The organism is Tepidicella baoligensis (assembly GCF_013432195.1).
Taxonomy (GTDB): Bacteria; Pseudomonadota; Gammaproteobacteria; order Burkholderiales; family Burkholderiaceae_C; genus Tepidicella; species Tepidicella baoligensis.
Genome location: NZ_JACCDB010000010.1, coordinates 61,846 through 73,853, shown reverse-complemented (window position 1 = coordinate 73,853; position 12,008 = coordinate 61,846). Strand labels below are relative to the sequence as shown.

Below are 12,008 nucleotides of genomic sequence, written 5' to 3'. Positions count from 1 at the left end.
CGCTCAGCGCGGCGGCGCCAGATTCGGCCGGGGTGGCAGTGCTATGGCTCCCGTGGGCGCTGCCGAGGTACCGGGCGTCATGGCCGGTCCCGCTGCAGGCGATGGCGCGGCTGAAGGCGTGGAGGGGGGCAAGATCACCTCTTCGGGGGGAGGGGCCGGTGGCGCTGGTGGCGCAGCAGGCATGCCCTCGATCTCGTTTTCCCGCATGTACTCGTCCATCTCGCGCCAACCTTCGAAGATGGCTGCTTTCGAAACCCGGGGGTTGGAGTTGTAACAGTCCTCCAGACTGCGTACGGCATGCCGGCAGGCTGCTCCGATGGCTTTGCCCTCCGCTTCTTTTTTGGCGTTTGCCATGCCGGGCGTCTCGATGCCCAGCATGTCGCAGCCGGCAAACAGCGTGGCCAGAGGCAGAGCCAGCAGCAGGCTGGCGCGGCGAAGGGGAAACGTGGGCGCGACCATGAACCGCATTGTTCAACAAACGTTGGGCGGGCTGGGCAATGAAAAGGGGGCTCAAGCCCCCTCATTTCGTTTTCACGCCCTCGCGCAGTTACGTCAGTCCCGCTCGCCGCCGAACAGACCGAGCAATGCCAGCATGCTCTGGAAGATGTTGAACAAGCTCAGGTAAAGGCCCAGCGTGGCACTGATGTAGTTGGTCTCGCCGCCGTCGATGATGCGCTTGAGGTCCACCAGCAGGAAAGCGCTGAAGATGCCGATGGCCATCACGCTGATCACGGCCATGCCAGCCGGGCTGCCGACGAACACATTGATGATGGCACCGACCATCAGCACGATGGCGCCCATGAACAGCCACTTCGCCAGCCCTTCCAGGTCGCGCTTGATGATCGTGGAGAGGTTGGCCATGATCAGGAACACGGCCGCAGTACCGCCAAAGGCCGTCATCACCAGATCGGCGCCATTCTTGAAGCCCAGCACCATGGCCAGTAGGCGCGACAGCATCAGACCCATGAAGAAGGTGAAGGCCAGCAGCACCGGCACACCGGCGGCAGAGTTCTTGGTTTTCTCGATCGCGAACATGAAGCCAAAGGCACCGCCGAGGAACACCACCAGCCCCAACCCGCCGCTGAGCGAGGCGGTGATGCCGGTGCTCACGCCGATCCAGGCGCCCAGCACCGTGGGCAGCATGCTCAGGGCCAGCAGCCAGTAAGTGTTGCGCAGGACCTTGTTGCGCTGCTGGGTGGCGATCGTGGTGCCGAAACGGCCATAGCTTTGCGTCGGTTGGGTCATCGTTGCGTGCTCCTGTAGGAAATGCCTGCCATTCTATAAGCCATCGCCACGCGGAGAAGCGATTAAGCTTACGTCTTCGTCACTGATCCACTTTCGGAAGGAAAGTTCATGAACACCAAACCCGTCCTGGAGCTTGCGGACGTCAAGCTGATCGCGGCCGCCGCGGAAGCCGAGGCGCTGAAAAACCACTGGGCCGTGACCATCGCCATCGTGGACGACGGCGGTCACCTGCTGTGGCTGCAGCGGCTGGATGGAGCGCCCGCGGTCTCGGCCCACATCGCTCCGGCCAAGGCGCACACAGCTGCGCTGGGCCGGCGCGAGAGCAAGATTTACGAGGACGTGATCAATCAGGGGCGCACGTCGTTTTTGAGTGCTCCCAGCATTGCCGGCATGCTGGAGGGCGGCGTGCCGATCGTCAAGGACGGCCAGTGCATCGGGGCTGTGGGCGTCAGTGGTGTCAAGTCCAGCGAGGATGTCCAGATCGCCAAGGCTGGCATTGCCGCGCTCGGCCTTTGAGCATCTTGAGCGGCGAGCCCCAGCGGGTCATTTCGTCAGGATCAGCTTGCCTTGACGGGTGACCTTCAGCCGGTAGAGTTGGCCTCGATGGCGGATCAGCAACTCCCGTTGTCCGTTCAGAAGGACTTGGCTATCCAGTGTAAAGGCGCTCCCATAGGCCGACATGGAAAGTGGCGAGTGGCCTGCTTCTGACGGTAGGTGACGATCGATGTGGGGCTCGGTTTGCATCATGGTTCGGTCACGAAAGCCAGCTTGCGGATGCCGGCGCGCTGGACGGCTGCCATGGCGCTGGCCACGTGTTCATAACGCACCGCCTTGTCGCCGCGGATGTGCACGGCGGGCTGGGGGTCTAGGGGGGCGATCTGGGCCAGCCGTTCCTCCAGTTCGGTCTGGGTGATGGGCGTCTGGTTCCAATGCAACTGACCTTCGGCGTTCACGCTCAGGCGTATGGTTTCGGGTGGCTCGCGCAGGGGCTCTGTGGCGGCTTGTGGCAGGTTTACGTTCACCGAATGGGTCATCACCGGCACGGTGATCATGAACACGATCAGCAGCACCAGCATCACGTCGATCAGCGGGATCATGTTGATCTCGCTCATCACCTCGCCGTCGTCGGATTCGGGGTTGGAAAACGCCATGGTGTTGCTCCTCAGGCCTGCTTGATCGGCCGTACCTTGGCGTTCGATGGCACCCCTTCCTCACCCACACGGGCCCCGGTCACGAAGTAGGCGTGGAGGTCGTGCGCGAAGCGGTTGAGCTTGTGCAGCAGGCTTTTGTTGCCTCGCACCAGGGCGTTGTAGCCCAGCACGGCCGGGATGGCCACCACCAGGCCCAGCGCCGTCATGATGAGCGCCTCGCCTATGGGGCCTGCCACCTTGTCGATGGTCGCCGAGCCCGCCATGCCGATACCCAGCAACGCATGGTAAATGCCCCAGACCGTGCCGAACAGACCGATGAAGGGGGCCGTCGAGCCCACCGACGCGAGGATCACCAGACCGGCCTGCAGGCGGGTGGTCACGTCATCGATGGCGTTGCGCAAAGAGCGCGTCACCCATTCACTCACGTCCAGACTGTCGTGCAACTGGCGGCGTGGTTCGCCGTCCAGGTGCAGGATGTGGGTGGTGGCTTCGCGCCCTTGCAGCGCGAGTAAATAAAAGGGGTTGTTGTCAGCCGGGCCGAGCTTGTTCAGTCCCTCGGCAAAGTCCTGGCTGTGCCAGAAGCTGTCCACTGCCCGGGCTTGGGCGCGGAGACGGTGCAGGGTGATCGCCTTGAGCACGATCACCACCCAGGTGGCCACCGACATCGTCAGCAAAATGATGGCCACCAAACGGATGACCCAGTCCCCTTGCTGCCAGACGTGGCCCAGGCCGAATTGCATGTCCATGACGAATTACTCCAGTACGAAATTGATGGGGATGTTGAACCACATGGCCTCGGGCACGCCGTTGCGGGTGCCTGGAACGTAGCGCCAGGCCAGTACTGTTTGCAACGCGGCTTGGTCGAGCCGGGCGTAGCCGCTCGAGGTGCGGATTTCGGCCTGGGAGGCAGTGCCGTCCACCTCGATGCGCACGCGCAGCACCACCTGACCTTGTTCGCCGAGGCGTCGGCTCAGCGGGGGATAACGGGGCGGTGGGTTGTCGAGGTAGCGGGCCGCGGCAGAAGGCAGTTCGATGCGTGGCGGCGCGGGTGGCCCCGGGGGTGCGCTGGCCAGGGACAGGGCACTGGGCACCGTGCTGTCCGAATGGGCAGGCGGCGTCGCCAGCGAGGTGGCGGGCGAGGCATCGGCAGCGGGTGGCTCTGTTTTCGCGACGGGCAGGGTTGGCAGCGGCTCCGCGCTCGACGCCGCCTGTGAGACTGGCGCAGACATGGGGCGAGGCGCGAGCGCAGCAGGGCTCGGACGCGGTGGGGGTGCAGCCACCGGCGGCGCAGAGGTAGGGGCGGGCGGAGGTGCCGGATGGGCCGGAGTTGCCGCAGTCACCCATTCGGCCACAATCTGGGCGGGGATGACCACTTCTTGTGGCGGGCGGTTTTGCAGCCCTGCTTGCAACGCCCACAACGCGCCCGCATGCGCGGCGACCACAGCGGTCACGACGACGAAGTGGCGTGTGGTGAAGGGTGGCATAGAGGTTGTAGGGGGGAAGTTCATGATCTCAGCACCCACCAGCCCAGCGCGATGACGAGCAACAATGAGAACAAGAGACCTGACAGCATGGCATTGTAAAAATAGGATCTGACTGGATTATAAACGAGAATTAATCTCATTTAAATTGATGAACGGGTTCGGATTGGGGTACAAATATCGGGGTGTGATGGCGCTCACCCTGTCCAGACCACACAGGGCCATGGTGGCGCTGAATTCGTCGAGCAGCAGGCGCAGCACGTGCGCTACGCCGCGGGCTCCTCCGTTGACCAGTCCGTGAGCCACCGGTCGTCCCAGAAGCACGGCCCTGGCGCCCAGGGCCAGGGCTTTGAAGACGTCGGTGCCGCGCCGGATGCCCCCATCGACCAACAAGGGGATCTCGTCACGAACGGCTTCGACGATGTGGGGGAGCACATCGGCGGTGGGGGGTGTGGTGTCGAGTACCCGCCCACCATGGTTGGACACCACGATGCCAGCGACGCCGGCCTCGCATGCCACGCGGGCATCGGCCGGATGCAGGATGCCTTTGAGCAGCAGGGGCAAGGGGCTGTGGGCGCGCAACCATTCCACATCGGCCCAGCTTGCGGCTTGTTGTAACAATGAGGCCAGACCCTGTGCAGCCCCGGAGGCGGGGGGCATGTGGGGCTGCGGCAGTGGACTCGACTCGGACACGGCTGCTCGCCGCTCGCGATCGCGTACACCCTGGATGGGGGCATCGACGGTGAGGACGAGCGCCTCATAACCCGCTCGGGCGGCACGTTCGGCCAGCTCGAGAGTCCAGCCGCGGTCGCCCAGGTGGTAGAGCTGGAACCACAGCGGGCCCCGTTCCGGGTCTGCGCCTACATCATGGGCGATGTGCTCCAGCGGGGTATTGGCCTGCATGCTGAGCACCATGCCCACGCCCTGGGCGGCAGCGGCCAAAGCTGTGGCCCGTTCGGCATCGGGGTGAAGCCTGCCTTGTTGAGCCATGGGCGCCACCAGTACGGGGGTGGGCCAATCGCGTCCCAGCAGCGTCGTGGTCAGGGTCGGCATGCCAACAGCGCACAACACCCGGGGCCAGAGCATCAGCCGTGACCATGCTGCCTGATTGGCCCGCAGGGTGTGTTCGTCGGCAGCGCCGCCATTGAAGTAGGCGTCTGTCCAGGGTGACAAGCGCTCGCGGGCCTGGCGTTCATGGTCAGCCAGGTTGACCGGTGGTGAATCAGCCGTGCGCATCAGGTATCTGCCCACAGGCGTAGCAAATTGTGATAAATGCCGGTCAGTGCCGTTGTTTCAGCCGATTCGCCATGGCGCTCTCGCATTCTGAGCAAGTTCATGTCGAGGTCGAACAGCAGACGGCGTTGTTCATCGCTGCGGACCATGCTCTGTATCCAGAGAAAGCAGGCCAGTCGCTCGCCACGGGTCACGGGTCTGACTTCATGCACGCTGGTGCCGGGGTACAGAACCGCGTGTCCGGCGGGCAGTTTCACGCTGTGGGTGCCGTAGGTGTCGTGCACGGTGAGTTCGCCACCTTCGTATTCATCGGGGTCGTTCAGAAACACGGTGCACGATACATCGGTGCGCACGTATTCGGTCTGGCCACTGGGCAGCGCCTGAAGCCGGATCGAGTTGTCCACGTGCGGGCCATAGTGGTTGCTGGCACCGGCATAGCGGTTGATGCGCGGTGCGAAGAGGCGCAGCGGCAGCGCCGCGCTGAAGAAAAGCGGAGATCGGTCGAGTCCCCGCGTCACCTGCCCGACGATCTGTCGGGCCGCCTCGCAATCGCGGGGAAGCTGCTGGTTGTGCTTCACCGAACGGGCTTGCGGGCCTGCGCTGGCGCGGCCGTCTTCCCAAGGTGCGTGGGCGAGCCAGTCGCGCACGAGGCGCAATTCGTCAGGGGTGAGGATGTCGGGCAGGGTGAGGAGCATGGTGGCTTAGAACTTCATGGTGGCGGTTACCTGTAACATGCGCCCCGCACCCGGGACGTAGTGGGCCGGATAGAGCTGGTCGGCATACAGCTTATTGGTCACGTTGCTCAGTTGCGCCTTGAGCGCGAGCTTGTCGAAGTCGAACCGGTATTCGGCCATCAGGTCGGCGGTCACATACCCCGGGACATGGAATTCGACACGGGTGGGCCTCTGCTTGCTGCGGAAGTTCAACCCGCCTCCCACGCGCCATTTCGGGGTGAGCTGGTATGTCGTCCATACGGTGCCGCTGTGCTCCGGTGTGAGCGCCGGTCGATCGCCCACACGCTCGCCGGGGGCGCTTTGGGCGCAGGCGCCGGAAGCAGGGCAGGGCGCTGCCTGCGTGACGCGCGCGACGGGTATCCACATGTATGAGCCATAGACCTCCCACTTCGGGTTGAGGCGGCCCGCGATATCGACCTCGAAGCCCGCCACATGGCGCCGGCCGGAGGTCGTGATGACGGCGGTGGGTTGCCCGCTCTGGGGATCGATGACGGTCACGTCTGGGTCGGTGTTGCGTTCGTTGAGTTTGGTCGAGCGAAACAGGGCCAGTCGTGTGGTCCATTGCCGGTCGGCCGAATCGAGTTTGGCGCCGATCTCGAAGTTGATGCTTTTTTCGGGTGGCGTGCCAACATTGCCAGCGCTCAGCGAATAGGCTTCTCCCGATGTGTTGAATGATGTGCCTGCCGATACGTGGTATGAGTGCCTGTTATTCGGCTGATAGAGTGCGCCAATGCGTTGGCTGACCTCGGAGACTTTCATCCGGTAGGCAGTGACGGTCTCCGGCCCCGCTGCGTTGTTGGGGATGCTGCGCAGGTTGTAGTCTCCCGTCAGGTTGTCGTAGCGCAAGCCGCCGACCAGCTTGACGTGGGGCGACACCTGTACCACGTCCTGAACGTAGGCACCCCAGCCAGTGGAGGTGTAATCGTTGTTGACCCGCAGCACCCGGGCGGACTCGTCCACCGAGGCCCCGTCGTTGGGAGTTCCGACGGTGGTGTTGGGCTTGGTCAGGTTGACGCCGCCCTGTGCTGCATTGCGTGCCGCGAAGACGGTGCGCTTTTCTTCGGAAAAGTCGGCCCCCGCCATGAGCTGGTGGCGCATGCCGAGTGCGGTGAAGGCCTTCGTGTAGTCGGTTTGCGCCTGTAGCACATCCATGTCCTGGATTTTGAGGTGGGTGCCCCGTGTCAGAACCGTGTTGGGGCCGAAGTTCGTCAGGTTGGCCGCTACCCCTCCGGGCTGAAGTGCTGCGCCGGCCAGCCGGATGGCGCCTGAGCGTTGGTCCCGGTGAAAGCTGCCGGTGCGCACCTGGGTGGTCAACTCGCTGTCGTGGCTGAAACGGTGCGTGTGGGCCAGCGTGGCGATGGTGCCGCCGCTCTCGTTGTAGTCGCTGGCCTGGCCATAGTAGGCCTTGGGGTCCAGTGGCAGCAAGGCCCGCTCAGAGGCAGGCGCACCGGCGTAAGGTGCGATGAAGGGCAAACCGTAGTTGATGCCGTTTTGGTTGTCCAGGTGGTACAGGCTTGCCCGAAATTCGTTCCGCTCGCCGATCCCCCAGCGGTAGCTGGCTGCCAGTCCGCGTTTGTCGATGCTGCTGCCCGAGCCGTTGTTGTCGGCTTTGGTGGCCATGGCGTTGATGCGCAAGGCCGCATTGGGGCCGGTCTGGATATTGAAATCTCCAGTGATGCGCCGGTAGGCATGGCTCCCCAAGGTGAGGTCGATTTCGTGCTCATCGATCAGGCGCGGCACTTTGCTGACCTGGTTCACGGCACCCCCGGTCGATCCGCGGCCAAACAGCATGGACGCCGATCCTCGCAACACCTCCAGGCGATCGAGATTGAAGGTGTCGCGGTCGTAGATCGCGGGATCTCGCATGCCGTCGATGAACAAATCCCCGGTGGCTTGCAAGGAAAAACCTCTGAGTCGAATGTCCTCCTCGCCGCCTTCCGCTGCCAGGAAAGTGATACCGGCGGTGTTTTTCAAGGCTTCTTTGACGGTATGGAGGTTGCGGTCATCGATCAATTTTTCCGTGACCACGGTCACCGATTGAGGAATGTCACGCAGCGCTTGCCGGCCTTTGCCGATGCTGGATTCCGTGGCACGCAAGGAGTCTTTGCCCTCAGGGGCCTCGGCTTGCTCTTTCACGGTGACGGCGGACAGGGTGGTTTCGGCAGGTGACGGGCCCTGCGCCAGGGCTGCAAAAGAACTGGCCAGGAGCATGGCCCCAATTGGCAGCAGGGTCGGCAGCGTGGTTGAAGCGGAGGTGCGCGCAGGCGCGTGTGCACTCGAAGCAGGCAGCGGTTTCATGCGACAGTCGAACGGTTTGAGGTTGCTGGCTGGCTGACAACGGGTACCCGTTCTGGCTGGCTGAAAGCGAGATCATACCCTATTTAACGATAATGAGTATCATTCACTTATAGGTGTGTGGGTAGGAGCGGATCTGGCGTGCCGTGCTGGGAAAAACTATCGGCGCAATAGAAACTATCATTCGTCATTATTCATTGTTTTGGGCTATCATTGCGCCAAGACGTCAGCACATGACCTTGCCCTGCTGGCGTACTTGTTTCTTGTTTCGTGTTCTCTACAACTGAAAGGAAATCCTCATGTCTCTGATCAACACTCAAGTCCAGCCATTCAAGGCCCAAGCCTTCCACAACGGTAAGTTCATCGAAGTGACCGACCAGAGCCTGAAAGGCAAATGGTCCGTGCTGATCTTCATGCCAGCCGCCTTCACCTTCAACTGCCCCACCGAAGTGGAAGACGCAGCCGACAACTACGCCGAGTTCCAGAAAATTGGTGCCGAGGTCTACATCGTCACCACCGACACCCATTTCTCCCACAAGGTGTGGCACGAGACCTCTCCCGCTGTGGGCAAGGCCAAGTTCCCGTTGGTCGGCGATCCCACTCACACCCTGACCCGCGCCTTCGGCGTGCACATCGAAGAAGAAGGTCTGGCGCTGCGCGGCACCTTTGTGATCAACCCTGAAGGCATCATCAAAACCGCTGAAATCCACAGCAACGAGATCGCCCGCGACGTGAAGGAAACCTTGCGCAAGCTCAAGGCCGCTCAGTACACCGCCGCCAACCCCGGTCAGGTGTGCCCTGCCAAGTGGAACGAAGGGGCCAAGACCATTGCTCCGTCGCTGGAACTGGTCGGCAAGATCTGATGCCGCTGGGCCTGTTGACTGGCCAGAGAAAAAGGTGTCGCAGGTCGACACCTTTTTTTTCGACTCGAGTTCAGATGGAAAGAGTCTATCGATAGATTAGAAATATCCAATAACAAAATCAATAGTCTGAATCTATAATTTAGGTATGGGTTGCACTGACGGCAACCTCCCAACACCCTGCTTACAAGGAGAAAACCATGCTCGACGATACCCTCAAGGCCCAATTGAAAGCCTACCTGGAACGTGTGACCTTGCCGTTTGAACTGGTCGCCACGGTGGATGACTCCGACAGCAGCCGCGAGATGGTGGAGTTGCTGCAGACCATTGCCAGCCTGAGCGACAAAATCACCGTGCGTACCGATGGCACCGATGCCCGCAAGCCATCGTTCAGCCTGCAACGGGTCGGCTCTGACATGAGCCTGCGTTTTGCCGCCATTCCGCTGGGGCATGAATTCACCTCGCTGGTGCTGGCACTGCTGTGGACGGGTGGTCACCCCCCCAAGGTCGATCCGGACGTGATCGAACAGATCCGGGCGCTGGATGGCGACTACCAGTTCGAGGTGTATATGTCGCTGAGCTGCCACAACTGCCCGGATGTGGTGCAGGCGCTCAGCCTGATGGCCGTGCTCAATCCCAAGGTCAAGACCGTGGTGATCGACGGCGCGCTGTTCCAACAGGAGGTCAGCGAACGCGAGGTCATGGCGGTACCCATGGTGTATCTGAATGGCCAGGTGTTTGGTTCCGGCCGCATGATGGTGGAAGAGATCGTGGCCAAGCTGGATACGAAGTCCGCCGAGAAAGAGGCCGCCAAACTTAGTGTGAAAGACCCGTTCGACGTGCTGATCGTCGGTGGTGGCCCGGCCGGGGCGGCGGCAGCCGTCTATGCCGCGCGCAAGGGCATCCGCACCGGCGTGGCTGCCGAGCGTTTCGGCGGGCAGGTGAACGACACCCTGGCCATCGAGAATTACATTTCGGTGCTGGAAACCGAAGGCCCCCAGTTTGCCGCCGCGCTGGAGCAGCAGGTCAAGCACTACGGCGTGGACATCATGAACCTGCAACAGGCCGTGAGGCTGATTCCGGCCGAGCAGGAAGGCGGCTATGTGTCGGTGGAGCTGGCCAACGGTGCGGTGCTGCAGGCGCGCTCTGTCATCCTGTCCACCGGTGCGCGCTGGCGCAACGTGAATGTGCCTGGCGAGCAGACATACAAAAACAAGGGCGTGGCCTATTGCCCGCACTGCGATGGCCCGTTGTTTAAGGGCAAACGCACGGCAGTGATCGGCGGGGGTAACTCCGGTGTGGAAGCGGCCATCGACCTGGCCGGCATCGTGCAGCACGTCACGCTGATCGAGTTCGCTGATCAGCTCAAGGCCGATGCTGTGCTGGTGAGCAAGCTCAAGAGCCTGCCGAACGTGACCATCATCACCAATGCCCAAACCACCGAAATCACTGGCGATGGCCACAAGGTCAACGGTATCCGGTACAAGGATCGGATCAGTGGCGCCGAACACCACCTGGAGCTGGAGGGCATTTTCGTGCAGATTGGCTTGGTGCCCAACACCGAATGGCTCAAGGGTACCGTGGAGCTCAATCGATTCGGTGAGATCGTGGTGGACGCCAAGGGGCAAACCAATGTGCCGGGTGTGTTTGCGGCGGGTGACTGCACCACGGTGCCATACAAGCAGATCGTGATCGCAGCCGGCGAGGGTGCCAAGGCCGCGCTCAGCGCCTTCGACTACCTGATTCGCACCCCGATGCCTGCAACCGAGGAAGCAGCCGCGCTCTGAAGCCCTTGGCAGATGACAAAACGGCCAGCATGGCTGGCCGTTTTGTTGCAGGGTTGAAGTGCTGATTACTTGAGGTCGTCGGCAATCACCTGAACGATGCGCTGGGCGTTCGCCGAGGACTCGGGCTGGCCATTGGCGTCCAGCACCGAGACGGTGGATTGGTTGTCACTGCTGCGCACGACGATGCGGTAGCGCACAGGGGTGGCATCGTTGCGGCGCGAGCCTCCAAACATGCGGCTCAGGAAGCCCGTTTTTTCCGCTTCCATGGTGGCATCAGGGGCCACATAGCGAACGAAATACACACCTTGCGAGCGGTCACGGTCTTCCACCGTGAAACCCGTGCGGTCCAGTGCCAGACCCACGCGCCGCCAAGCCCGGTCGAAACCTTCATCCAATTGCACCACGGGAACGTTGTCGACCGTGGCAACGCGCGCGGCCGGCTGTATGGCTCCAGCGGCGATCAGTGCTTGCGACTGCTCTTGGCTCACGCCCAGTTTGACCATGAGGCGACGCAGGAACTCGGCTTCGAGCTCCGGGTCAGCCGGGCGTGGTTGCCAGATGGTGTTGTCTTGGCGGGCACTGGTATAGACCTCTACCATGCCGCGGTGACTGATGTAGATCTCGGTGCCTCCGGCGGCGTTGCGCTCCAGCCGGGTACGAAACTTGTCGCGCTCGCCGGTCGAGTAGAGATTCTCGAAAATCCGACCAATGGTGGCGCGGATGAAGTCCTGTGGCAGCTTGGCGCGGTTCTCGGCCCAGTCGGTCTCCATCAGGCCGAGGTTCTGCTGATCGAGTATGAGCAGAAAGCCGTTTTCTTGCCAGAAGTCTCTGATGGATCCCCACAGCTCTTCTGGAGCCCGGTCCACGACCAGCCAGCGCTGGTTGCCAGCCCGCTCGATACGCACATCGCCGATCTGGTTGGCGGCGGTCGGCATCCCCTGCTGGGGTTGTGCGATCTGGAAGCCGGTGGCAGTGACCACGCCGCCAGGAATGGTGTAGCGAGAGTCGCGGCTGAGTTGAGTGAGATCAGGCGGAATTTCGAGGGAATTGACCTGTCGGGCGCTTTTGTAATCGATGCGGTCTTCTTCCAGGACCGAACATCCGCTGGCCAGGGCGACGGCAAGGGCCACGGTTCCCCACTGAACAAGGTTGGGGCGGGGGGGATGTCGGACAGCGGTGTGTTTCAGGTTCATGGAGCGACTCATCGGATGATTGGCGCGTG

At 62.3% G+C, this 12,008-nt stretch carries 13 protein-coding genes; 3 read left to right on the top strand and 10 right to left on the bottom strand.

The annotated features are described in order from the left end of the window. Window positions 1–3 precede the first annotated feature (3 nt). A complete protein-coding gene (locus tag HZS63_RS10830; RefSeq protein ID WP_180684047.1) occupies window positions 4–468 on the bottom strand; it encodes a hypothetical protein in 465 nt (154 codons plus the stop codon). Window positions 469–552: 84 nt separating this feature from the next. Continuing rightward, window positions 553–1,245 carry a Bax inhibitor-1/YccA family protein gene (locus HZS63_RS10825; protein WP_180684046.1) on the bottom strand — a complete coding sequence of 231 codons (693 nt, stop codon included), beginning with the start codon at window positions 1,243–1,245 and terminating at the stop codon, window positions 553–555. Window positions 1,246–1,353: 108 nt separating this feature from the next. Between HZS63_RS10825 and HZS63_RS10820 the strand changes: the two genes are divergently transcribed. Further along, window positions 1,354–1,761 carry a GlcG/HbpS family heme-binding protein gene (locus tag HZS63_RS10820; RefSeq protein ID WP_180684045.1) on the top strand — a complete coding sequence of 136 codons (408 nt, stop codon included), beginning with the start codon at window positions 1,354–1,356 and terminating at the stop codon, window positions 1,759–1,761. Window positions 1,762–1,788: 27 nt separating this feature from the next. On the opposite strand, the gene hemP is transcribed toward HZS63_RS10820, so the two are convergent. The 7 genes from hemP to HZS63_RS10785 all read right to left on the bottom strand — a co-directional run bounded on the left by hemP (window position 1,789) and on the right by HZS63_RS10785 (window position 8,142). After that, complete coding sequence (hemP, locus tag HZS63_RS10815) at window positions 1,789–1,992, bottom strand: hemin uptake protein HemP (RefSeq protein WP_219339165.1); 204 nt, start codon at window positions 1,990–1,992, stop codon at window positions 1,789–1,791. Continuing rightward, entirely contained in the window at window positions 1,989–2,396 is a 408-nt protein-coding gene (locus HZS63_RS10810; RefSeq protein ID WP_180684044.1) for an ExbD/TolR family protein, read from the bottom strand. Before HZS63_RS10810 ends, hemP begins: the two co-directional genes overlap by 4 nt. 11 nt (window positions 2,397–2,407) lie before the next feature. Further along, window positions 2,408–3,142, bottom strand: coding sequence for a MotA/TolQ/ExbB proton channel family protein (locus HZS63_RS10805; protein ID WP_180684043.1), 735 nt, complete (start codon window positions 3,140–3,142; stop codon window positions 2,408–2,410). A gap of 6 nt (window positions 3,143–3,148) precedes the next feature. Beyond that, on the bottom strand, window positions 3,149–3,904 hold the full coding sequence (locus HZS63_RS14250) for an energy transducer TonB (protein ID WP_180684042.1): 756 nt from the start codon (window positions 3,902–3,904) through the stop codon (window positions 3,149–3,151). A gap of 93 nt (window positions 3,905–3,997) precedes the next feature. Beyond that, window positions 3,998–5,113: an alpha-hydroxy acid oxidase gene (locus HZS63_RS10795; RefSeq protein ID WP_180684041.1), complete on the bottom strand. Its 1,116-nt coding sequence runs from the start codon at window positions 5,111–5,113 to the stop codon at window positions 3,998–4,000. Beyond that, window positions 5,113–5,805 (bottom strand): Fe2+-dependent dioxygenase, encoded by a 693-nt coding sequence (locus HZS63_RS10790; protein WP_180684040.1) that lies wholly within the window; start codon window positions 5,803–5,805, stop codon window positions 5,113–5,115. Before HZS63_RS10790 ends, HZS63_RS10795 begins: the two co-directional genes overlap by 1 nt. A 6-nt stretch (window positions 5,806–5,811) precedes the next feature. After that, a complete protein-coding gene (locus HZS63_RS10785; protein WP_180684039.1) occupies window positions 5,812–8,142 on the bottom strand; it encodes a TonB-dependent receptor in 2,331 nt (776 codons plus the stop codon). Window positions 8,143–8,438: 296 nt separating this feature from the next. Between HZS63_RS10785 and ahpC the strand changes: the two genes are divergently transcribed. Beyond that, window positions 8,439–9,002: an alkyl hydroperoxide reductase subunit C gene (ahpC, locus tag HZS63_RS10780; protein ID WP_180684038.1), complete on the top strand. Its 564-nt coding sequence runs from the start codon at window positions 8,439–8,441 to the stop codon at window positions 9,000–9,002. Window positions 9,003–9,199: 197 nt separating this feature from the next. Then, window positions 9,200–10,786, top strand: a complete 1,587-nt coding sequence (gene ahpF, locus HZS63_RS10775; RefSeq protein WP_180684037.1) for an alkyl hydroperoxide reductase subunit F — start codon at window positions 9,200–9,202, stop codon at window positions 10,784–10,786. Window positions 10,787–10,851: 65 nt separating this feature from the next. On the opposite strand, the gene bamC is transcribed toward ahpF, so the two are convergent. Further along, window positions 10,852–11,979, bottom strand: coding sequence for an outer membrane protein assembly factor BamC (bamC, locus tag HZS63_RS10770; protein WP_180684036.1), 1,128 nt, complete (start codon window positions 11,977–11,979; stop codon window positions 10,852–10,854). Between the last annotated feature and the right edge of the window lie 29 nt (window positions 11,980–12,008).